Here is a 22,977-nt window from a genome sequence, read left to right as displayed (position 1 = left end):
ATGACACAACTCAGCGCAGACGCCATCGAACAGCTCCGGGCTCAGTTCGACCGACAACTCGAGGTCGGACTGCACCACGGCGCACAGCTGGCGGTGTACGTCGACGGGGACCTCGTCGTCGACTTCGCCGGCGGTTCCACGGGTCCCGACGGTGACGAAACGACGCCCGAGACGCGCCACGTGCTGTTCTCCTGTACGAAGCCGTTCGTCGGTGTCGGCCTGCACCAGCTCGTCGAGCAGGGCGAACTCGACTACGACGACCGAGTGGTCGAGCACTGGCCGGAATTCGCCGACGACGGCACGCAGAAAGCAGCCATCACAGTGCGGCAGGTACTCAGCCACACCGCCGGCCTCCCCTTCGGTGCGTTCGACGAACAGTACGAAAGCTGGGGCGACTGGGACGCCGTCGTCGCGGCGATGGAAGACATCGACCCCGTGTTCGAGCCCGGAACGACGCCGGCGTATCACGCCATCAACTACGGCTGGCTGGTCGGCGAACTCATCCGCCGCTGTAGCGGCCAGCCGGTCGAAGCATACGTCGCGGAGAACGTGTTCGGGCCGCTGGGAATGGACCAGACCGGTATCGGTCTGCGGGACGACGAGCCCGACGACGTGGCGACCCTGGCTGGCTACGAGGCGTTCGAACGGTGTCACGATATCGACGAGGGGCTCGAAGACCCTGCCGCGTACGCCGGGGCATACAATCAGGAAGCGATGCGCCGGACGGTGATGCCCGCGGCCAACGGCATCGGTACCGCCCGGGACATGGCCCGGTTCTACGCCTGTCTCGCCAACGGCGGGTCGCTGGACGGGACGCAACTGCTGACCGAAGCGACTGTCGACGAGGCGACCACGACTCACGCCGAAACCGAGTCCGACGGCACGCTATCGCGCCCGGCCCGCTACGGCCTTGGCGTCTGGACCGGCGGGCTGGCCGCCGATATGTTCGGGGCCGCCAGCAAAGAGCGCATGTTCGGCCACGCCGGCCTCGGGAGTTCGTTCGGCTGGGCCGACCCCGAACTGAACGTCGGGTTCGCGCTCGTCACGAACGGTATCCGCGACGAGTCCTTCGAACACGCCGCCCGCGTCGGCCAGCTTTCCGACGCCGTCCGACTGCTGTTACAGGACTGACTGCGCCGGTCTGGGGGTTGCCGTCGTAGGCATTCCTGATCGTTCGGGTCGATGTCCGTATCCCCGGTCACCATAGAGCTGGGCGACCCCGGTCTTTGTATGGCTCGGCACTGATCCTCCGATATGAACTTCCCCGACCGAGGCGACGTGGACCACCTTATCGACCCACAGCCGCTGCCGGGCTTCGCTCGCGTCCGGTACGAGCCGGAGACGGCCGCCGTCGACGACCCGTCGGCCGCGGCGCGGACCGAACTCGACCGCCTCGACTTTGACGGGCTGGAAGCGGGTGCGACTGTTGCCGTTGCCGTCGGCAGCCGTGGCATCCACCGTATCGACGACATCGTCGAGACTGTCGTTGCGGATATCCGTGATCGGGGCTTCGAGCCGGTCGTCGTCCCGGCGATGGGGAGCCACGGCGGGGCAACGCCCGAGGGCCAGCGCGAAGTGCTGGAGAGCCTGGGTATCACGGAGTCGCGCCTTGATGCCCCCATCGACGCCCGGATGGACACTGCACAGGTCGACACCGTTACTGTCGGTGACACCGAGTTTCCGGTCCACGTCTCGACGGCGGCACAGGAAGCGGATGCCGTGGTCGTCGTGAACCGGGTGAAGCCCCATACCAACTACAGCGGCCGCATCGAGAGTGGTCTGATGAAGATGACCGTCGTCGGGCTGGGCAAGCAACACGGCGCAAAGGCGTTCCACTCGACAGCCATCAAGGAGGGGTACGTGGAGACGCTGGAAGCTGCACTCCCGGTTGTTGAGTCGGCACTGCCGCTGGTCGGCGGCGTGGCGCTGGTCGAGAACTTCCACGAGGAGACGGCCCACGTCGAAGCGATTCCCGCGGGCTCGTTCACCGACCGCGAGCCAGCGTTGCTGGAGCAGGCCTACGACGAGATGGCGACGCTTCCGGTCGACGACATCGACCTGCTCGTCGTCGACGAACTCGGTAAGGACGTCTCCGGCGCGGGGATGGACACGAACGTCATCGGCCGCTACCGCGTCCTCAACGCGCCGGACCCCGACGAGCCGGCGATCAAACTGCTGTACGCTCGCGGGCTCACCGAGGCGACGAAGGGCAACGGCAACGGCATCGGCTTGGCCGATATCACCCGCCAGGCTGCGGTCGACCAGCTGGACCTGCAGAAGACGTACGCGAACGCGCTCACCAGCGGGTCAACGGCGAAGGTGAAGCTCCCCCTCGTTGCGCCGGACGATGAGTTCGCCATCCGGACGGCGCTGTCCGCGCTCGGTGGCTACGACCCCGACACCGTCCGGATCGTCTGGATACAGACCACGCAGGACCTGTCCGAACTGCACGTCTCCGAGCCGCTCGTCGAGGACCTGCCGACCGCCGCCGAGGTTACCGGCCGCGAGTCGCTCACGTTCACCGACGGCACCGCGTCGTTTACCCGGGACTGACAGTCGGGTGACGACGGTCCCCGTCATGCATCTGGAACAATTTCTAACAACTGTACATCCGTTTCTCCGACTACAACATATTATACCAGTATTACTTTGGGCATGTGATTCGATCCGAACAAGCGGTGGACCTGAATACAGGCAGAGCTGCTGATAAAACTCTATATACTGTGATATTCGAGCGCTATCATCGTACTATCTGGAGATATATCCCGATTGTAGTTGTCGAACGGTTATATCGAAGTGTTTTGCCAAATATACCTCCAAATATCCGAAAACAACATCCTATTCGGGTATGAGTCCAGACAAACAGCCCATGTTCCTATCACGCCGACCGTGAGGTCGTCGCTGTGTCTGGTAGTCGCTCGGCGACAACTTCGATAGGATGGGGCGGGAGCTCGTCGACGCCGTCGCGGTCACCCAACTGCGAGCGGCAGGACCCACCAGGGGCAACGACGCGGTCGCCGTCGCTCTCCTCGACCTTATCGAACAGCAGCCGGCCGATAGTCTTCGAGAGATCGTAGTGCTCGTCGTGGTAGCCGAAGCTCCCGGCCATGCCACAGCACGTCGAGTCCAGCGGGTCGACCTCGTAGCCGACGCGACGCATGACGCCGACGGCGTGGTGATCCTTGTTGGTCCCCTTCTGGTTGCAGTGGCCGTGATAGCTGACCGCCCCGGCGGCCCCGAGCGACCGGTCCTCGACCGGCAGCGCGTCGTCGAGCCGGAAGGTATCGAGATACTCCAGCACGCCGTAGGCGCTCTCGGCCATCCGCGAGACTTCGGGGCCGTCGAGCAGGTCGCGGTACTCGTCCTGGAACATCACGGCATCGGAGGGCTCGACGAAGACGATGTCCCACCCCTCTGTGACGCGGTCCGCCAGCCGGTCCGTGTTCGTCTCGGCTCGGTCGCGGGCCACGTCCAGCATTCCGGTGGAGTACGCCGCTCGTCCGGACGGCGCGGTGTTGTCCGGAATGGTGACGTGAACGCCTGCGGCTTCCAGCGTTTCGACGGCGGCCTTGCCGGCCGTCGGGTACGAGTAGTTCGTGTACGTATCGGGGAACAGCAGGACTTTGCGGTCGGCTTCGGCCCGCGAGACAGTCGAGCCACCGCGTGCATCGAACCAGTCTTGGAGTGTCTCTCGGCTGAAGGTGGGGAGTTCGCGCTCCGGCGCGATGCCGAACAGTTTCTGCATAACGGCCCGCGCGCCCGGAATGTCTGTCGCCCAGTTCGAAATCGGTGCCAGCGCCGACCCGAGCTTCGAGGCAGTGTCGATGTTAGCAAACAGGCGTTCCCGGAGGCTGGCCCCCTCCGCTTCGTGGTGCTGGTGTTTCAGCTCGGTCTTGAGTTTCGCCATATCGACGCCGGTCGGGCAGTCGCTCTTGCAGCCCTTGCAGCCGACACAGAGGTCGAGCACTTCCTCCTGGAAGCGGTCGGAGTGAATCTCGTCTTCATCTAGGTCGCCACTAATAGCCGACCGGAGGAGGTTCGCGCGGCCCCGTGTCGTCTGGACCTCCTCCTCCGAGGCGCGGTATGTCGGACACATCACGTCTCCGTCGGTCTGGCGGCAGGTCCCACAGCCGTTACACAGTTCGACGAGCTCCGAGAAGCCGCCTTCGTCCTCGAAGTCCAGCGTCGTCTGTGGCTCCAGAGACTGGTAGTCGGGCCCGTACCGGAGGTTCTCACGCATGTCCGCACCGACCCCTCGGTCGGCATCAGGGCCGATATCCGCCGGCCCCTCACGGTAGACGACGTTGCCCGGGTGCATCCACCACTGCGGATCGAAGGCCGTCTTGACCTGTTTGAACGCATCCCAGAGCGTCTCGCCGTACATCTTGGGCGTGAACTCCGTTCGGGCCATCCCGTCGCCGTGCTCACCGGAGAACGACCCATTGTGTTCGAGCACGAGGTCGGTCACGTCGTCGGTGATGGAGTGCATGTCTTCGATACCGGATTCCTCCTTCAGGTTGAGAATCGGGCGGATGTGGAGTGTTCCGGAGCCGGCGTGGGCGAAGTACGCGGCCGAGGTGTCGTGGTCAGCTAGCACAGCCTCGAACTTCTCGACGTACTCGGCCAGTTCGGCGGGCGGGACCGTCGCGTCCTCGATGAACGGGTACGGTTTGGGGTCGCCGTCCATGGACATCAGGAGCGGAATCGCGGCTTTGCGGAGCTTCCAGAGGTCAGCCTGGTCGCGTCGGTGTAGGCTTCCACCACGTCAAAGGCCGCTCCGTTATCGAGGAATCGTTCGTTGGTCCGCGCGATGGCCGCCTCGAAGTCATCGTGCAATTCCGAGTCGTATTCGAGCATCAACGCCGCGGCCGCTCGGTCCGGAATCGGGTCGACGTACTCGGCGTAGCCGTCGGAGCCGGCTGCGAGCCTGAACATCTCGTCGTCCATCAACTCGACCGCGCTGACATCGTAGTCAAGCGCGACCGGGACAGCCCGCATCGCATCGGGAAGCGTGTCAAAGCAGTACAGCGCCAGCGCGGTCTCCTCGGGGACGGTCACCAGCGAAAGTTCGGCTTCGACAATGACCCCGAGGGTCCCCTCGCTCCCGACAAACAGCTTCGCGAGGTTCAGCACGCGCTCGCCGTCGTCGTTTTCGTAGATAACGCGGTCGAGGTTGTAGCCAGACACCCGGCGCTTGAGGTCAGGGTAGCGGTCCTCGATTTCGTTGGCGTTCTCCTCGACGACTTCGCGGACCGTCTGATAGATGTCGGCCTCGCGGTCGTCCTTGCTCACGATATCGTCCCACTCCGGCGAGTCGATGACGACCTCCCGGGCGTGGATGAGCGAGCCGTCAGAGAGGACAGCTTTCACTGCATCGGTGTAGGCATCGGTGATGCCGTACCTGACGGAGTGTGCGCCGGTAGAGTTGTTTCCGATGCCGCCGCCGACCGAGGCGCGGTTCGACGACGCCGGGTCCGGCGCGAACTTGAGACCGTAGTTGGCCAGCGTGTCGTCTAAGTCGTCCTGCACCACACCGGGCTGGATGTGCGCCGTCTGCTCGTCCGGCCGAATATCGAGGATATCGTCCATGTGCCGGGACATGTCCAGAACGACACAGCCCGGGCCGACGGTCTGCCCGGCGAGCGACGACCCGGTCCCGCGGGGCATGATCGGGACGCCGTGGCTCGTCGCCACCTCGACGGCCGCCTGCACGTCGTCGGTATCAGTCGGATACACGACCCCTGCCGGTTCGGCACGGTAGATGCTCCCGTCCGTTGCGTACAGAATCCGGGCGTATTCGTCGAACTCAACCCCACCTGTGACGCGTGCACGGAGCGCTTCCGCTAGATCCCGATACGCGTCGACATCCGGTCGATTCAGGTCCAGTTCCTGTGCTGACCAGGTGTCCTCGACATTTTCGATCGCCATACGAGCATTCAGGAGTAATAATCATTAAAGTCTGTGGCATGCGGTCACAATTCGCTTTACGTAGCCCGTCAGCTATTTGACGCAGGGCACTGGAAGCGATGTATGGGCAATGCAAGCATCCTTCATATGTGCCTGAACGTGGCCGACGCCACAGCATCGATCGCGTTCTACGAGCAGTTCGGCTTCGAGGAGTCCTGGCAGTTCACCACGCCCGACGGCGAGACGACGAACTACTACGTGGCCGACGACAGCGGCGTCGAACTGCAACTGGCAGAAACGGACGGGGAGACGAGCTTCGAGATGGGGTCCGGCTGGGACCATCTCGCTCTCGGCGTGGACGATGTCGACGCGACGGTCGACCGCATCGATCATCACGGCGTCGTCAAAGAGCCCGGCCCACAGCCGGAGGCCGGCGCGTACACGGCCTTCGTCGCGGACCCCGACGGCCACCACGTCGAACTCATCGAACCGCTGGAAGACTGAACCACGCCCGCGGCGTTTCGAGTGACGAAATACTGAGGACGGCCGTTAGTTGCCGACAGCCGTGGCGCGTTCGACGATGTCAGTGCCGTACATCTCCGCCAGTTCCTCGTGCTGGTCCGGGCGGTGCTCGTACACGTCCTGGAACAGCGTGATGGGTGTCTGGGCGGCCTGGTAGGTCGCTTCGTCCCACATCCGGTCTTTACTGACCTCGACTTCGACGCCGTCGATGACCAGCGTCGCGGCCTGAGTCATCGCGATGGCGCCCTTGCCGGCCTCCTTCGCGGCCTCGAACTCCTCCATCGAGTCGACGATGTCGGTCATGCTGGGGATGTACGCGGTGCGGTCGAGCAGTTCCTCGGTAAGTTCGTCCTCGTCCAGTTCCAGCCGGTCACCGCCCGCCTGCAGAACATAGCCGCCGTCGCTGACCTCCTCAAGCGAGAGGTCGTCGCCGTCGTACACCTGCTTGCCGTCCTGTGCCTCGAGTTCGACCTCCTGACCGCCGGCTTCGAGGAGCCAGCTCCCGGTCTTTGGCGGGAGCGGGGCCGTGTTCGCCTCCACGACTTGCCCCGGTGTCAGCGACCAGATGCCAGTCATCCCCTTCGCGCGGTTGTCCTTCATCCGCTCGCGGTACCCCTCGACGTCGCGGATATCGTCGTAGGGGCCGTCGACGGCGATAAGGCCGGCGGCGCTGGCACCGCGGGAGGTGTTGTGGCGCAGTTCCGGCCACGGCGGGAGTTCGCCGGTAGGCGTCATCGCGCGCATATCCTTCGTGTAGTCGACCTCGCCGTCGACGAGCAGGAACATACGTTCGAGGTTGTTCGAGGGCTTGCCCATCTCCTCGCGCAGGTCGCCCATCGCCAGTTCGGCCTCGCCGCTCTCGACGATGACCGACATGGAAAGGCTCCCTTCTTCCAGCCCGTGTTCGTTCTCGATGATGGTGAAGAACTCGTCGGCCTTCTTCCAGTCGTCGATGTCGCCGACTTCCGGGATGACGAAGCCGTCGATGTGTTCGACTGCGCCGTTCTCAGGGTCCGTGATCTCCAGCATCTGCTGGAAGCCTTGGTAGCGGGTCGCCGGGGACTCGCGGTGCCAGACGACGCGCGGGTGAATCTCGCCGGGGAACTCAGCGCCCTGGTTGGCGACGACGTCGATGATGTTCTCGACACCCTCGGCGCGCATATTCGGTGCCGTCGCGTCCTCGTTATCCGGGACCCAGACATCCGGGGCCTGCAGGCCGCGGAGCTGGCCGGCGCTTCGCAGCATCTTCGCGGAATCCTCCTCACCGTCCACCGCTGTCGGCGAGGTAAAGAACGTTCTGACGAACTCGCGGTCGTAGTGTCGCGTCACACTCATAACTCATCTCAGAAAACCCAACGGAGCCGCTTAAATCTACCGTCCACCATCGACCGAATCATCAACGAGAGCGGTCGCTCCACCATCTCTCAGTAGATTCGGAAATACGAAATACCTATGCTATATTACCTTTCATTTCTTCTCCGCTCGGACGACACAACGGTCAACGGCGTACACTGGTCTGTCGGTATCTCGTGGCCGTTCGGTCGCCACATTAGGGAGCCCCCGGCGACTTCAACCGGTGGTTTCGCGCCAGTGACCCGATTTTCCGTTTCGTCTTTTCGAATACCTGTGCCGGTCGAAAAGCTCGATGACGCACACTTTGCCGTATGTGTCGCCCCGGAAGCTACCGCAGAGCGGTTGTCACAGTCGATACGGCAATTTTATTCGAGCGGCGGCAGAACTGATGACTAATGACACGGGCAAAAACGGACTCGGTCCGGGCGACGCAGACTTCGCTGGCGGTACTCTCGGGTATCAAAGACCTCGGTGGGAGTGCGACGCTGGTCGAACTCGCTGACTCGCTGGAGCCGGCCAAGAGCACGATATACAAACACCTGGTGACGCTGGAAGACGAAGGACTGGTCGTCGAACGGGACGGCGAGTACCGAATCGGGCTCCGGTGGCTGGAGTTCGGCGGCATGGCACAGCGCTATGACGGTATCTACGAAGTCGCAAAGCCCGAGGTCAGACGGATGGCCGTCGAGACCGGCGAACTGGCGAACCTGATGATCGAAGAGCAGGGCTACGGCATCTACATCCACACGACCAGCGGCGACCAGGCAGTCGCGCTTGATACGCGCCTCGGGAAGCGCATCCACCTCCACAAGACCGCCATCGGCAAAGCGCTCCTGTCGAGTTTCGATGACGAGCGGGTCGCAGAAATCATCGAAACTCGCGGGCTGCCGGCCGAGACGGACAACACTATCACAGACCGCGAGACGCTGTTCGCGGAACTGGAGACGATCCGAGAACGCGGCGTCGCCGACGACACCGAGGAGCGGGTTGACGGCACCGGGTGTGTCGGGGTTCCTATCGATACCGGCGACCGCCGCGAGGCCGCCATCAGCATCACTGCGCCCATCAACCGGTTGCAATCGCCGGGCCGCAAGGCACAACTCATCGACACGGTACAACAGGCTGCTAACGTCATTGAGGTCAATCTGGCCCACGAGTAACCACTCTGTCTATCGTCAGGTCAACCGAGTTCCGTTGCCGACAGCTGGCCGATACCGGTCGAATCTAATACTCGTACAGCTGTTATTCGACAGCCGAGTCCCCGTCCCGTGGTGGACAGGTCGGACTGCATCAGAGAAGGACACTCCGCTCCAGATGTCTCCATACAACCTCAGATTCTGACTATTGTGGCCCTGAATAGTGTCTTACAGCCTATTTTGTGGAGAGAAATTTACTAGATAAGAACAAATAGCTAAAAATAGACTTTTATAGGTGTAATATGGATACAGAAATAGAGTCAGACTGTAAATTGGCTATAAAACTCGAGTAAAGATTTTGAGCGCTGAAATGAGATGCATATCTGCCAGATCTATCTATCTATCAACACGCATCGGTGTCATTTGTCGCTACCCAGAGTCCTAAACAGAGTTGCTGGAAGACCACCGGCTGGTGTTGTGACTGGACTGTTCTTGTGAGGAGCGAACGATTATGGGTACCACAGACTCACGGCGAGGATACCGAAGTACGTTGTGAGCCCCCAGCACGCCGCAGCGACGACGATTGGTCCCAGAAGGACTGCGAACCCGCCAGCAATACCCAGAAGCGCGACAGCCGAAGCCGTCCGCACGCCGCGGCGCTCCCACAGCGACGCCACAGGTGTGTCGAGCACAAACAGCGCTTCGACACCTAGTGCGCCGATTACCCCGACAGCGACGGCGGATTCGGCCCAGAGCGTGTCGAGTGCGCCGGCCCGGCGCAGATACGCGACGAGCACCAGTCCACAGAGCAGCGCAAACCCGGCATCGCGTCGGTAGTCGGGCACAAAGGTGGTACACGCCGTAGTCAGAAAGCGGTGCTGCCGGCGGCGGGACGCTCGCGGCTACCCCAAGTACAAAGACACTGTCAATCGCAGTGAACCTATGCACCATCCTGGACCGCCGCGGTTCGTGGCGACGGGTGACGAGGTCGAACTCGCGCCCCGCGACCCGGACCCGTCGGCGACCTACACGTGGCGACTGACGCAGGCACCAAAGGAATCAACGGTATCGCTCGGCGACGACCCGGTCGAGCACCTCGTCCCCGACGCGCCGGGCAGATACGTCATCCGACTCACTGCACCCGACGGCGAACACGACCTCACCGTGCGCGCGTTTCCGGGGAGACTCCAGCCGAGTGGTACACACACGTCCGGCCGCTCTGGCGGTCACAGCGGCGTCTCCAGCGGTCGAAGTGGCTCAGGTCACAGCGGGAGCGGCGAGTACACCTCGGCAAGGGACAGCGGCGACGAAGACGGTGGCGGCGGGCAGCCCCGCCTGACGTTGCGACCGGAGATCGAGGGCGACGAAGCCGTCGTTCGAGCGGACTGCAGCCCCCACCCGGAGGGAACCGAGACGGCCGGCGACCTCACCGTCGAGTTCCTGCTGGATGACCGTGACGACATCGACGCCGACGCGGTGACCCGCGATGGAACGGCCCTCCGGATTCCGCTGGACGCGCTCCCGGACCGCGCTCGCATCCACGCCGTTGCCATCGGAGACCACGGCTACAGCGTGCCCGACGCCGTCGAGTTTAGCCGCGACGGGGGCGGCATCGAGACAGTGACGAGCGGCGACGGGGTCGCTGCCAGTCGACCGTACGACGCGCCGGCCTGGGCTGAGGACGCTGTCATCTACGAGATCTACGTCCGCACGTTCGCCGGCGAGAGCGACACCTCGCCCTTCGACGCGATCATCGACCGGCTGGACTACCTCGACTCGCTCGGCGTCGACGCCATCTGGCTCACGCCGGTGTTACAGAACGACCACGCGCCCCACGGTTACAACATCACTGACTTCTTCGAAATCGCGTCGGATCTGGGCACCCGCGCGGATTACGAGCGGTTCATTGAGGCGGCCCACGACCGCGGGTTCAAGATCCTGTTCGACCTCGTGTGTAACCACTCGGCGCGGACCCACCCCTACTTCGAGTCCGCCGTGGAAGGACCGGACGCCGACTACCGGGAGTGGTACGAGTGGCGAAGTGACACCGAACCGGAGACGTACTTCGAGTGGGAACACATCGCGAACTTCAATTTCGACCACCTGCCGGTCCGCCGGCACCTGCTCGATGCGGTCGCCCAGTGGGCCGAACTGGTCGACGGGTTCCGCTGTGATATGGCCTGGGCCGTCCCGAACGGCTTCTGGCGTGAGATCCACGATTACTGCAAGGACCGCGACAGCGAGTTCTTGCTACTGGACGAGACCATCCCGTACATCCCCGACTTTCAGGCCGGGCTGTTTGACATGCACTTCGACTCAACGACCTACGCCGCGCTCCGGCAGGTCGGGGACGGCGGCGATGCTGAAGCCGTCCTCAGTGCCATCGAGGGGCGGGCGGAGATCGGCTTCCCGGAGCACGCGTCGTTCATGCTGTACGCAGAGAACCACGACGAGACGCGCTATATTGTCGATTACGGGCGGGACGCCGCCGAGGCCGCTGCGGGCGCGCTGTTCACGCTCCCGGGCGCGCCGTTGCTGTACGCCGGGCAGGAGTTCGGCCAGCGCGGCCGGCGCGACGACCTCGCGTGGGACCACGCTGACAAGGCGCTCCAGTCGTTCGTCAGCGACCTTTCGGCAACCAGACACGACCAGCCGGCGTTGTCGGCGGATGCGGACCTCGTCCGAATCCCGTACGAGGTCCGGGACGGCCCGTCCGACCGTGTCGTCGCGTACGCACGGGCGACTGACGAGGACGCGGCCGTCGTAGTACTCAACTTCGGCAGCGAGCCGACGACGGTCAGGCTCCCGGCCGGGACTGACGATACCGACCTCGTCTCCGGGGAGCACCGTGGGGCTGCTGGTGACGGAGGCGCGACCGTGACCGTCGATAGTGTGAGCGTGTTTCCGGCTGACGAGAGTGACCTGAGCCAGTAGTCCGCGCTGGTGGGTCCGTTCAGCAGTAACAGCTTCGCTCTTCGGCGATATGCAGCCACGCCCTTCGAAGTATCACTAATTTGTCCGAACCACAGGAGTTTATAGAGATTGGTCTGCTTTGATGTGTATGCGGCTTTCGACAGCGCTCAACGAATACAAACGGACTCGTCATGAGCGCTTTCCAGAGGAGCGCAGGACTGTTTCAGGCTCTTTCTCCGGGCACGGTGACCGACTCGTACACGTCGGCGAAGACGGCACGCTGAAGGACTACTCCGATTCGCTCTCCGGGCTCTCCGGTATTGACCGCTCCAGGCTCGGGGTTATGCTTGGGGACGAAACACGGTGGTTCAGTGACCTAGAAACGATCAGACAGCACTACTACCGCGAGACGCGGCTCGTCGAGACCGAATACGACGCGGGGTCGTTCACGGTCCACCAGTACGATCTGACGCTGGGCCGGGCCCACGTCACGCACGTCGCGATGCGCGGGGCGGTTCCACAGGACGCCAAGCTCGTGGCGTTCGTCACGCTGGCCCCCGACAGCAGCGACAGCGGCGTCGGCTCGCTGATTCACGAAGACGCCGGGCCAGACGACTCGCGCGTACTGGAGGTGTACCATCGGCGAGAGCACGATTACCTCGCCTCGTCGACCGGGCTGGACGCCGTCGCCGGACAGCGGCCGGAACGCCTCGCAGAGATACTCGACGGCAGCCCGATTGCGTTCCCGCGGTCGGAGCCAGTCGAGCGACGCGACCAGACCCGCCTCACCGGTGACTTCCTCGTGACCGCGCCGCTCGACCGGTCCGGTCGCAGCAAGGACACGACGCTCGTCAGCCAGCTTTCGAACCACGACGAGGTCGACCGGGAGACGGCACTCCTCGACCTCGCCGACTGTGTGAGAGAGCACACGACGTCTGACGATCTCCGGCAGGCCGGGCGGGAGCGAACGCGCATCGACGTGGCCGAATCGACGCCGCGGTCAGATTCGATACGGATGGACCTGCGGGTGCTTGACCTGCTGTCCTCGCCGACCGGCGGTCGCATCGCCGCCCCGGAGTTCGACCCGTTCTACTCGAACTCCGGCGGCTACGGCTACGTCTGGTTCCGCGACGACGCCTCGGTCTCCCGGCATCTGCTCGAAGCCGGCGACCGACTCGATATCGACACCGTCGAAATGTTGACCGAGAGCGCGGCGTTCCTCTGTGACAGCCAGCTTTCCGACGGGCGGTGGCCCCACCGCGTCTGGGCCGATACCGGGGCTATCGCGCCGGGCTGGGCCAACGCCAGAGTCGAGCACAACGCCGAATCACCGGAGTATCAGGCCGACCAGACTGCGACCGTCACCGCCTTCCTCGCGACGCTGCTGCGAACACACCGCGGCAAGATGGACGCCGAACTGACGGCGATGGTTCGGGAGACGATCGATGCGGCCGTCGACACGCTCATCGAAGACATCGCGGCCAACGACCTGCCCGAGCCGTGTCAGAACGTCTGGGAGGACTCGGTCGGCCAGTTCACGCACACCACTGCGACGTTCATCGAGGCCTTCGCCGCGGTGACCCGCGCCCCGATGCCCGAATCGGTCTGTGAGCAGAGTCTGGCGGCAGCCGACCGGTTGCTAGACGGGCTGGATACGCTCTGGGACAGTGATCTGGGCGTGTACGTGATGGGGCTGACAAACGGGACGCCGGACCACCGCATCGACGCCGCGGGGCTCCACCTCGCGGACGCGCTGCAGGAGTACGACAGCGTCGAGTCGACCACGCTTGCTGACCAGCACATCATCCGCCTGGCCGATCATGTGAGCACGACGCTCGATACACTCTTTCGGAACCCCACCGAGAGCCAGGTTGCGGGACTGGCCCGCTACGAGGGCGACCGCTGGCGGACCGGTCATCAGGACAGCGAGAAGGTCTGGACGGTTACGACGGCGATGGGGGCCCTCGCCGCCGCCCGCGTCGGCGATATGCTGAACGACCGCGACGGGAGCGGCGACGCCTACCTCGACCGCGCGAGCGACCTGTACGAACTGCTCGAGGACGACGGGCCGCTCACGACCGACGCCGGCTACCTCGCCGAACAGGCCTTCGACGACGGCGACCTCGACAGCGCGACGCCGCTTGGCTGGTCCCACGCGTTGCGGCTCCACGCGACGGCCCGGCTGGGTGAGCTAAACGCGCTCCCGACGACATCGGCGGGAACCGAGGGGCCGAGCGAGCGCCCGACCTGGACGACCGGGGAGAAGTACGGCGTCGGCACCGTCGCCGACCACGACGAACCGGACCCCTCGCGCGTCTGGTTCACGCTCACAGAGGGCGCGCTGACAGAGGCTCGCTACCCGCAGGTCGACCTGATGAACCTGCGGACGCTGGATTTTCTGGTCCGGTGTACGGACGAGACGGACTACGCCGTCCGGACCCATCGCGAGAACCGCCGGACCGACGACAGCGTCAGGCGACGCGTCGAACCGGTCGACGATGAGGCGCTCCTCTATCGCCACGTCTTCACCGAGACCGGCGACGGCCGGGGCCACGAGTGGACGCTGACCGTCGACTACGCGACCGACCCCGAGCACGACGCCATCGTCGCCGACGTGTCCTTCAGCGCCAAGGACGGCAAATCATACGACGTGTTCTCGGTCGCGGACATCGCGCTCACCAGCACGGTCACCGAGGACCGCGCCATCAGATACGGCCAGCCCGGGAGCTACCACCTCGTGGGCCGGAACCCTCGCGCCTACACCGATCAGACGGACAACGACTTGCTCGTCGACGAGAACGGCGACGCATACTCCATCGCCGTGGCGATGGCCGCGGCCGGGCGTTTCGACTGGGCCACCGTCGGCGCGGCCGGCAGCGACCACCTCGATGGGCTGTACTCCGACGGAGACCTCCCGAACCCGGTCGAATCCATCGACGGGACGAACCTCGTCCTCATCGGCCGGCTGGACTCGGGGACCAGAGTCAGCGACACGGTCGCGCTCGGCTTCGCGCGACAGGCTGACACCGCCGCCGCGCTGGGCGAAGCGACGGGGCGCTCGACCGCGGCTACGAGACGGTCAGCGCGGAGTACGCCGACAGCTGGGGTGACTTCCTTTCGGACAAGCAACTTCCGGAGTCGGTTGCCGACGACGAGGCACTGGCAAACCAGTACAGGACAGCGCTGATGACGCTGTTAGCGGTCGAGGACAAGACCTACCACGGGGCGTCTATTGCCTCGCCGTCCGTGCCGTGGGGCGAAGCCGTCCACGCCGAGGAGCCCAAGGGCTACGGCTACAACTTCGTCTGGTCACGTGACCTGTATCAGGTGTTTAGCGTGTTCGACGCCATCGGGTCGCTGGACATCGCAACGGACCAACTGGAGTACATCTACGAGTACCAACAGGACGACGCCGGCTTCATCCCGCAGAACACCTACGTCAACGGGACGACCCGCTGGGGCGGCGAGCAGATGGACAACATCTCGTTCCCGCAGGTGATGGCCTATCGCCTCGCCGAGAGCGGCGTCGACTTCGAGGATGTCGAGTACAGCTACGAGAACGTCCGGCGGTCGGCCGAGTACGTCGTCCGCCACGGCCCCGAGACCGCACAGGAGCGCTGGGAGGAGGAGGCCGGCTTCTCGCCGTCCTCGATTGCGGCCGAGATTGCCGGACTCGCGTGTGCGGCGAAGCTCGCGCTCGACACTGGCCACGAGGCCGACGCGCTTGTCTGGCTGTCGCTGGCCGACCAGTGGGCGAACAACGTCGAGGCCTGGACCGCGACCGAGACCGGGACCGAGCGCCACACTAACACGCCCTACTACACGCGGGTCACGCTCGATGGGAACCCCGAGATGGGGCACCTCCGGACACTCGCCAACGACGGCCCGACGCTTGACGAACGCAACATCATCGACGGCGGCTTCCTCGAACTTGTCCGGCTGGGCATCAAGCCCGACGACGACGAAACTATCCGGAACTCGCTCGTCGAAGTCGACGACACGATCAGCGTCGACACGGAGTACGCACCCGGGTTCTACCGGTACAACGGCGACGGCTACGGCGAACGCGGCCGGGACGACCAGGGCGCGCCGTGGACGGTCGAACACAAAGGGAAGGGCCGCCTCTGGCCGCTGCTCACCGGCGAGCGCGCCGAGTACGAACTCCACCGTGACGACCCGGACATCCCGCCGGAGAACGCCCTCCAGATGATGCAGGACGTGGCGAACTCGGGACGGATGATCGCCGAACAGATCTGGGACCGGGGCCACGCGACCGACTACGACTGGGAGTTCGCCGAAGGGACCGGCTCGGCGACGCCGCTGGCGTGGTCGATGGCCCAGTACGTGCGGCTGGCCCACGGCATCAGCGCCGGTGAACCGGTCGAAACGCCCGCGTTCGTCGACGACCGCTACCGCAAGCGGCGGGCCCACACGCCCGACCGCAGCCCCGCGCTCCGCGTCGACACGCAGTTCCGCGGGAACGAACTGGTCGTCTCCGGCGAGACGACCGGCGTCTGTGTCGTCGTCAAAACGCCCGCTGATATCACGTACATCCCCGTCGAGGAACGTGAGTTCGAGGTCGCAGTCGACGTCGACCCCGGTGAGAACCAGGTGATCGTCGCCGCCGCGGACGACGAGGATCTGGTCACCGCCGGGACAACCGTCTGGCAGCTCAACCTCTAGCCACTCCAACAAGTAGTTACCACTTTATAACTCGGGTCTGACTGTGGGATATGGACGCGATAGTTCTAGCTGGCGGCTACGCGACACGGCTGTGGCCGATCACCCGTCGTCGACCGAAGATGCTGCTCCCGGTCGGCGAGACGACGGTTATCGATGGAGTCCTGCAATCACTGGAAGCCGACGACCGAATCGAGACGACGTACCTGAGCACGAACGAGGCCTTCGCCGACGAGTTCGAGGCTCACATCGACGAGATGGGCTACGAGAAGGTCCAGCTCTCCGTCGAGAGTACGGCGGACGAAGACGAGAAGTTCGGCGTCGTCGGCGCGCTCGCGCAACTGATCGACCGCGAGGGCATCGACGACGACCTGTTTGTCATCGGCGGCGACAACCTCATCGGCTTCGACCCCTCGGAGTTTCTGGATTTCTTCGAGGAGCGCGACGGGCCGGCACTCGCCGCCTACGACGTGGGCTCACGGGAGAAAGCCAAGTCCTACGGGCTCGTCGAACTCGACGGCGAGCGCGTCGTCGACTTCCAGGAGAAGCCCGACAACCCCAAGAGCACGCTCGTCTCGATTGCCTGTTACGCCTTCCCGGCCGACTCGCTCCGCTTTGAGGAGTACCTCTCGGGCGACAACAACCCCGACGAACCGGGCTGGTACATCGACTGGCTGCAACAGCAGGAGCCGGTGTCCGCGTTCACGTTCGACGACGTCTGGTTCGACATCGGAACGCCCGACTCGTATTTCGAAACGGTCGAGTGGAAACTCGACGGCGGGTCGCTCATCCACCCCGACGCGACCGTCGAGAACTCCGAGATCGGTGACACCGTCCATGTGATGGCTGGGGCGGAAGTGACCGACAGCAGCCTCGACCGGTCCATCGTCTTCCCGGACGCCGAGGTCCACGACTGTGATATCGACGAAACGATTCTCGGCGAGAACGTCCACGTCGAGGGGTACAACATGTCCGGGTCGCTCATCATCAACCGCTGATGGCTCGCGGCGATGGGGCCACCGTTCGAGTGCAGGACGCGACACGATTCGCCGCCAGCCACCACACCGCTGGCGAAGGACTAAGTGACACAGCGCCGTTTACTCGCCGTACGCAAGCTACTTGACAACATGGCACAACCAGAAACGGAGCCAGTCACGTTCGAGATGACAATCGACGACGGCCGGACCAGAATCGACGTCTCGGGCGACCGCGACACGGCCGTCGTGGTCCGCTCGAAATCGGGCGAGAAGATATACCTGCCGCCGGAGGACTTCGACCGCCCCCCAGAGGACAGGCAGACACCGTACGACAGCCCCTACCAGTCGGCTGACGGGACCGCAGACAGCCCGTACCGGACCCAAACCGATACGACATCCGTAACGGGGCTGGAGCCGACCGCCGACGGCTACCTCATCGTTCACCCGGAACCGGTCACTGACGTTCGCTTCCTCCGGTAAGCGTTCGGTCGTCGTCAGGCTTCGTCGAGAACCTCGTGGTAGAACTCGACGTGTTCGTCGGCTACTTCCTCCCAGGTCCGAACATCGTAGTCGATGGGCGTCGACAGCGATAGAGCGCGCTCGATCCCTTCGGCGATAGAGTCCGAATCGGGTTCGACCTCGATGACGCAGTCCTCGTTCAACAGCTCCGCGGCCCCGCTCTCGCAGGCGACGACGCGCGTCCCGACCGATAGCGCTTCGACGATGGTGATGCCGAACGGCTCCGCCAGCGAGGGCGAGACGAACAGGTCCGCGCTGTTGTAGTAGTCCCCGAGTTCCGACTGGGGGAGATACCCCGGGAAGTAGACTCGGTCCTCGACGCCCAGCAGCTCCGCGAACCGTTCGAGCTGTTCAGTGAGATGCCCCGAGCCACCGAGAACTAGGCTCACGTCGTCCCGACCGAGCTTCGAGAGCGCGTACAGCAGGTACGACAGCCCTTTCTGGTCGGTGTGTCGGCCGACGAAAAACAGCATCTTCCCGTCGATACCGAGTTCCGCTTTGATGTCCCGGCCCGTCGGCTCCACCGACGAGAACCCGTTGTAGATGACCGTCGAGTCGGCGTCGTACTGCTCGCGTATCCGTCGCTGCGTGAACTCACTCACCGCGACGAGGTGGTCCGAGCGGTTGGCGACCCGCTGTTCCGTCTCGACTTCCCGCTGTGGCGGCGTCACGTTCCGGTCCGCCGACAGCGAGTGGAAGGTCGAGATCCATTCGACGTCGTGGGCCGATTTGGCTCGCGAACCGGGGTTGTAGCCGAACCAGTCGTTCGTGTGGATAATGTCGGCATCGGCCGCCTCGTCGGCGAACTCTCCAGCCAGCCGGCCGATGCGAGTGACGATGTCGCCGCTTCCCGTCGAGACGCCGTGGATGCCGTCGCGGTCCGGCGGCGCGTACTCCGCGGGCAACACCAACTCGAACTCGACGTCGTCTCTCGGTTCAAGCTGTTCGAACAGCTCCCCGATAGCGGTATCAAGCCCGCCGGTGATGTTGGGTGGGAACCCCCAGCCAAGCATCAGAACGTTCGGTGGCATCTCTGTAACTGGCTCTCTCACCATAGCATCAAATGGATACAATATATATGTTTGCGTGCGCCCTTCTCCGGCCCCGCAAGCAGACACGATGGCAGTCACCGACCCCGCCCATTGAAATGCCTGTCAGGGCAACAGGTGCGTATGCAATTCGAACGGCAGAGTGGCGTGTTTCTCCACCAAACGTCGCTCCCGGGGCCACACGGTATCGGCGACCTCGGTGCCGGCGCGCGGGCGTTCGTCGACTTTCTCGACCGGGCCGACCAGTCGCTGTGGCAGTTCTGTCCGCTCGGTCCCACGGCGAGCATCCACGGGAACTCCCCGTACCAGTCGTCGTCCGCCTTCGCCGGAAACCCGTTGCTCATCGACCTCCGCGACCTCGTCGACCGCGGCTATCTCACAGCGGACGAGGTCGACCCGCCCGAGGATTTCTCACAACAGCACGTCAAGTACGACCGCGTGACCGAGTTCAAGGAGCGCCGGCTCCGGACCGCGTACGAGCGCTTCGACGAGAGCGCAAGCGATGCGGACCAGCAGTCGTTCGCCGAGTTCTGCGAGCGCGAGGCCGGCTGGCTGGACGACTACGCGCTGTTCACGGCGCTGAAAGCCGAGTTCGACGATGCCGGCTGGATGGACTGGCCGGACGATATCAGAACGCGCGAGCCGGCGGCCGTGGAGCGATACCGGGACGAACTGGCCGACGATATTCGCTACCACAAGTTCGTCCAGTGGTGCTTCGACAGCCAGTGGCAGGCGCTGGCCGAGTACGCGGCCGAACGGGACATCGGCCTCGTCGGCGACCTCCCCATCTACGTCGGCCTCGACTCGGCGGACGTCTGGGCGTATCCAGAGGTGTTCCGACTCGACGACGACCACCACCCTGCAGAGGTGGCTGGCGTCCCGCCCAATCCCGGCGACGACGGCCAGCGGTGGGGGAACCCGGTGTACGACTGGGACGCCCTCCGTGCGAACGACTACGGCTGGTGGGTCGACCGGTTCGAGCGGCTGTTCGACCTCGTCGACATCGCCCGCATCGACCACTTCAAGGGCTTCGACGAGTTCTGGTCGATTCCGGCCGAGGCGGACGACCCGGCCGCCGGGCAGTGGCGGGACGGCCCCGGCGCGCACTTCTTCGAGACGGTCAGAGACCGGCTCGGCGAACTGCCGTTCTTCGTCGAGGATCTGGGCTTTCTCGACGAGAGCATCGTCGCGCTTCGGGACCGGTTCGGCTTCCCCGGCATGCGCGTGCCACAGTACGCCGACTGGTGCGAGGAGGGGCATATGTACCAGCCGATGCACTACCCGGAGTCGGCCGTCGGCTACACCTCGACCCACGATACGGACACTATCGTCGGCTACTACCGCGACCTCGCGGACCGGCAACGGGACTGCCTCCACTACAACCTCGGCACCGACGGAGACGAGATCAACTGGGACCTCATCGAGGCGGTGTGGAACTCGAACGCCGTCGTCGCGATGACGACCATGCAAGACCTGCTCGGCCTCGACAGCGACGCCCGGTTCAACGTCCCCGGCACGGCGACCGGGAACTGGCAGTGGCGGGTGACCGAAGACGCCATCAACGACGAGGTCGCCGAACGGCTCAGACAGGTCACCGACAGAACGATCCGCTGAGTACCTTCAGAACTGCAGGATACCGTCTTCCGTGACGACCGTATCGAGCAGGCGGGTCGGCGTCGCGTCGTAGCCCGGGTTCCCGATATCGAACCCCTCTGGCGGTTCGAGCATCACGTCAGAACCTTGCCGGAACGTGTTCCTGAAGGTGAAGCCGCTTCCGATGAACTTCGACGAGGTCCCGACGACGGTCACGGGGACGTCCATCTCGTTGGCCGTCGCGGCCAGTGGCAACGTCCCGATACGGTTGTACACCGTGTCGTCGATGAGGCAGTTCATGCCGACGAACACGCGGTCGGCCTCCGAGAGGTAGTGGCCCGCCGCACCGTCGACGATGAGCGTCACGTCGGCCCCGTCTCGGTCGGCCAACTGGCGGGCGGTTCGCCGGCCCAGGAAATGCGGCCGCGACTCTCTGGCGTACAGGTGGAACTCCTTGCCGTCGTCAAGCGCCGCCATGAGCGTCGCCATCACCGTCGAGGAGTTCTCGTGAGTCACCAGCACGTCGCCGTCGTCGATGAGCGTCGCCGCCCGCTCCGCCGCGCGGTCCTTGCTGGTCTCGATTTCCGTGACGACCTCGTCGATTGTGTCGAGCAATCGCTCCTTGGCCTCTGAGACGGAGTCGAGGTCGGCGTCTTTCAGGTCCGTGACGATACGCTGCTGTGTGGTGTACAGCGGCGCGTGCGAGCGGTTCGCCCGCTGGAGCGCACTACTGTTGCGCTCGACCACGCGGAGGAAGTCCTCGACCGTGTGGCACTCGCGGTCTGTTAGCTCGCGGAGCGCCTTCGCAGCTTTCACGGCGGCAATCGAGGAACTCTGTGTCTCCATCTCCTCGATCTGCCGCACGGTCTCGTTTATCATGAGTGTACGTGCGGTTGCCTCCCTTATAACGCTACAGCCGGCTGACAGCCCGTTCCCGCGGCTTGCAACGGGCCACGACGGGCGTGGTCACACCGACCCGACCACGTCCTCGTCGGTCGGTCCCTGACCGTCGAACTCGGCCACGAGCGCGTCCAACTGCGCCGGGTCGTCGACGCTCGGGAGCCTTCGGTCCGCAGTCCGACAGTCCGCATCGACGCCGATGCCGTCACAGACGAGGTCGGCCGTCGCCTCGGCCATCTGCCGGTAGGTGGTCAGTTTACCGCCGACGATGCTCGCCATGTTGTCGACGCCGTCGTCGGCATGGTCGAGCAGGAAGAAGCCACGCGAGATGCCGCGGCCGCCGCGCTCGTCCTCGTCTGGGGCGTACAACGGCCGGACGCCCCACCAGGTTCGGACCTCGGGGGCGTCTGCAACTGGCGGCAGCATCGCCGCACACTCTTCGATGCTCTCTTCGATTTCCCACTGCTCCGTCTCGTACTCGTCCGGGTCGCGGACGGGGACGCTCGTCGTTCCGAGGACAGCCTCGCGCTCGTGTGGCACGACGATGTCGCCGTCGTCGGGGTCCCGGCAGCGGTTGAGTACCGGCCCGAGGTCGTCGTACTCGACGGAGACCATCACGCCCCGCGTCGGTTGCATCTCGACGTCGAGGTCGGCCATCGCGGCGAACTGGCCCGCCCAGGCACCGGTCGCGTTGACGACGTAGTCGGCCTCGATAGTGTCGTTGATTGCCCCACCGACCCGCACGCCGGTCACCTGTCCGTCCTCGACGAGCACGTCCTCGACAGGTGCGTGCGGGTGTATCGCTGCGCCGTGGTCGCGAGCATCGGCGGCGTTCGCGGCGACCAGGCGCGACGGGTAGATGACGGCGTCAGGGACCTCGAACGCGCGCTCAACCTCCGCGGCGAGGTCGGGAACCCGCTCTTGGGCTGCATCGCTGTCCAGCGTCTCGACGGGGATGCCGATGTCCTCACAGGCCGCCCGTTTGGCCTCGAAGTAGTCGGGGTCGTCCCCGGCGAGTTGGACGAACAGGCCCCCGGTGTCACGGATGCAGGCCCCGGCGATTTCTTTGAGTATCCGGTTTTCGGTGATGCACTCCTCGGCACCGACCCGGTCTGCCTCGGCGTAGCGGGCACCGCTGTGCAGCAACCCGTGCGAACGTCCGGAGGTACCGCTTGTCAGCCCGTCACGCTCGACGAGCGTCACGTCGATGCCACGGAGTGCGAGGTCACGAGCGACGCCAGCGCCGGTCGCGCCACCACCGACGACGAGGACATCCGTCTCAATTGCCATGTGTCTGGTTAGGGTAGACGACGTAAGATTCCTCCGATACCGGGGGTTTCGACAACTGTGCGTCCAGTTTCACCCCCGGAAACTGACCGCGGCCGGTGGACACGAACCCGGTAAAGTGCTACCGGATCGAACGAGTGA

13 protein-coding genes and 2 pseudogenes are annotated in these 22,977 nt (G+C 64.5%); 9 read left to right on the top strand and 6 right to left on the bottom strand.

The features are described 5' to 3' along the window. Together GJ630_RS04415 and GJ630_RS04410 are read left to right on the top strand one after the other, a co-directional pair. Positions 1-1,131 carry a serine hydrolase gene (locus GJ630_RS04415; RefSeq protein ID WP_191449445.1) on the top strand — a complete coding sequence of 377 codons (1,131 nt, stop codon included), beginning with the start codon at positions 1-3 and terminating at the stop codon, positions 1,129-1,131. 123 nt (positions 1,132-1,254) lie between these two features. Beyond that, the gene (locus GJ630_RS04410) at positions 1,255-2,553 is read left to right on the top strand and encodes a DUF362 domain-containing protein (protein ID WP_191449444.1); all 1,299 of its coding nucleotides are present in this window, start codon (positions 1,255-1,257) and stop codon (positions 2,551-2,553) included. A 325-nt stretch (positions 2,554-2,878) separates the two neighbouring features. On the opposite strand, the pseudogene GJ630_RS04405 reads toward GJ630_RS04410, so the two are convergent. Continuing rightward, positions 2,879-5,928: pseudogene (locus GJ630_RS04405) on the bottom strand (FAD-binding and (Fe-S)-binding domain-containing protein). Positions 5,929-6,030: 102 nt separating this feature from the next. Between GJ630_RS04405 and GJ630_RS04400 the strand changes: the two are divergent. Then, positions 6,031-6,411 carry a VOC family protein gene (locus GJ630_RS04400; RefSeq protein WP_011223955.1) on the top strand — a complete coding sequence of 127 codons (381 nt, stop codon included), beginning with the start codon at positions 6,031-6,033 and terminating at the stop codon, positions 6,409-6,411. Between the two features lie 45 nt (positions 6,412-6,456). Here the strand turns inward: GJ630_RS04400 and aceB are convergent, their stop codons facing one another. Further along, the gene (gene aceB / locus GJ630_RS04395) at positions 6,457-7,764 is read right to left on the bottom strand and encodes a malate synthase AceB (protein WP_191449443.1); all 1,308 of its coding nucleotides are present in this window, start codon (positions 7,762-7,764) and stop codon (positions 6,457-6,459) included. A 413-nt stretch (positions 7,765-8,177) separates the two neighbouring features. Here aceB and GJ630_RS04390 point away from each other — a divergent pair, with 413 nt between their 5' ends. Next, complete coding sequence (locus tag GJ630_RS04390) at positions 8,178-8,942, top strand: IclR family transcriptional regulator (RefSeq protein WP_004958206.1); 765 nt, start codon at positions 8,178-8,180, stop codon at positions 8,940-8,942. Between the two features lie 485 nt (positions 8,943-9,427). On the opposite strand, the gene GJ630_RS04385 is transcribed toward GJ630_RS04390, so the two are convergent. Then, positions 9,428-9,763, bottom strand: a complete 336-nt coding sequence (locus tag GJ630_RS04385) for a hypothetical protein (RefSeq protein WP_007188723.1) — start codon at positions 9,761-9,763, stop codon at positions 9,428-9,430. 97 nt (positions 9,764-9,860) lie between these two features. Here GJ630_RS04385 and malA point away from each other — a divergent pair, with 97 nt between their 5' ends. From malA to GJ630_RS04365, 4 genes and pseudogenes are all read left to right on the top strand, one after another. Next, positions 9,861-11,852, top strand: a complete 1,992-nt coding sequence (gene malA, locus GJ630_RS04380; RefSeq protein WP_191449441.1) for an alpha-amylase MalA — start codon at positions 9,861-9,863, stop codon at positions 11,850-11,852. A gap of 127 nt (positions 11,853-11,979) precedes the next feature. Next, positions 11,980-16,514: pseudogene (locus tag GJ630_RS04375) on the top strand (glycoside hydrolase family 15 protein). 50 nt (positions 16,515-16,564) lie between these two features. Further along, complete coding sequence (locus GJ630_RS04370; protein ID WP_014041158.1) at positions 16,565-17,509, top strand: sugar phosphate nucleotidyltransferase; 945 nt, start codon at positions 16,565-16,567, stop codon at positions 17,507-17,509. A 129-nt stretch (positions 17,510-17,638) separates the two neighbouring features. Beyond that, on the top strand, positions 17,639-17,968 hold the full coding sequence (locus GJ630_RS04365) for a hypothetical protein (RefSeq protein WP_011223949.1): 330 nt from the start codon (positions 17,639-17,641) through the stop codon (positions 17,966-17,968). 14 nt (positions 17,969-17,982) lie between these two features. Here GJ630_RS04365 and GJ630_RS04360 read toward each other — a convergent pair whose 3' ends face one another. Further along, complete coding sequence (locus GJ630_RS04360; RefSeq protein WP_044952006.1) at positions 17,983-19,038, bottom strand: glycosyltransferase family 4 protein; 1,056 nt, start codon at positions 19,036-19,038, stop codon at positions 17,983-17,985. Between the two features lie 141 nt (positions 19,039-19,179). Between GJ630_RS04360 and malQ the strand changes: the two genes are divergently transcribed. Next, complete coding sequence (malQ, locus tag GJ630_RS04355) at positions 19,180-20,670, top strand: 4-alpha-glucanotransferase (protein ID WP_023843398.1); 1,491 nt, start codon at positions 19,180-19,182, stop codon at positions 20,668-20,670. Positions 20,671-20,676: 6 nt separating this feature from the next. Here the strand turns inward: malQ and GJ630_RS04350 are convergent, their stop codons facing one another. Together GJ630_RS04350 and GJ630_RS04345 are read right to left on the bottom strand one after the other, a co-directional pair. Then, positions 20,677-21,528, bottom strand: a complete 852-nt coding sequence (locus tag GJ630_RS04350) for a translation initiation factor eIF-2B (RefSeq protein ID WP_014041155.1) — start codon at positions 21,526-21,528, stop codon at positions 20,677-20,679. 87 nt (positions 21,529-21,615) lie between these two features. Beyond that, on the bottom strand, positions 21,616-22,839 hold the full coding sequence (locus GJ630_RS04345) for an FAD-dependent oxidoreductase (protein WP_064288815.1): 1,224 nt from the start codon (positions 22,837-22,839) through the stop codon (positions 21,616-21,618). Between the last annotated feature and the right edge of the window lie 138 nt (positions 22,840-22,977).

This window comes from Haloarcula sp. CBA1122 (assembly GCF_009741785.1).
Lineage (GTDB): Archaea > Halobacteriota > Halobacteria > Halobacteriales > Haloarculaceae > Haloarcula > Haloarcula hispanica.
The sequence above is the reverse complement of the archived record's forward strand: the minus strand, read 5'-3'. Positions and strand labels throughout refer to the sequence as shown.

Bases quoted from the DNA above. Each gene is read 5' to 3' on its own strand.
- GJ630_RS04415 (WP_191449445.1), top strand. From the start codon at position 1: ATGACACAACTCAGCGCAGACGCCATCGAACAGCTCCGGGCTCAGTTC.
- GJ630_RS04410 (WP_191449444.1), top strand. From the start codon at position 1,255: ATGAACTTCCCCGACCGAGGCGACGTGGACCACCTTATCGACCCACAG.
- GJ630_RS04400 (WP_011223955.1), top strand. From the start codon at position 6,031: ATGGGCAATGCAAGCATCCTTCATATGTGCCTGAACGTGGCCGACGCC.
- aceB (WP_191449443.1), bottom strand. From the start codon at position 7,764: ATGAGTGTGACGCGACACTACGACCGCGAGTTCGTCAGAACGTTCTTT.
- GJ630_RS04390 (WP_004958206.1), top strand. From the start codon at position 8,178: ATGACACGGGCAAAAACGGACTCGGTCCGGGCGACGCAGACTTCGCTG.
- malA (WP_191449441.1), top strand. From the start codon at position 9,861: ATGCACCATCCTGGACCGCCGCGGTTCGTGGCGACGGGTGACGAGGTC.
- GJ630_RS04370 (WP_014041158.1), top strand. From the start codon at position 16,565: ATGGACGCGATAGTTCTAGCTGGCGGCTACGCGACACGGCTGTGGCCG.
- GJ630_RS04365 (WP_011223949.1), top strand. From the start codon at position 17,639: ATGGCACAACCAGAAACGGAGCCAGTCACGTTCGAGATGACAATCGAC.
- GJ630_RS04360 (WP_044952006.1), bottom strand. From the start codon at position 19,038: ATGCCACCGAACGTTCTGATGCTTGGCTGGGGGTTCCCACCCAACATC.
- malQ (WP_023843398.1), top strand. From the start codon at position 19,180: ATGCAATTCGAACGGCAGAGTGGCGTGTTTCTCCACCAAACGTCGCTC.
- GJ630_RS04350 (WP_014041155.1), bottom strand. From the start codon at position 21,528: ATGATAAACGAGACCGTGCGGCAGATCGAGGAGATGGAGACACAGAGT.
- GJ630_RS04345 (WP_064288815.1), bottom strand. From the start codon at position 22,839: ATGGCAATTGAGACGGATGTCCTCGTCGTCGGTGGTGGCGCGACCGGC.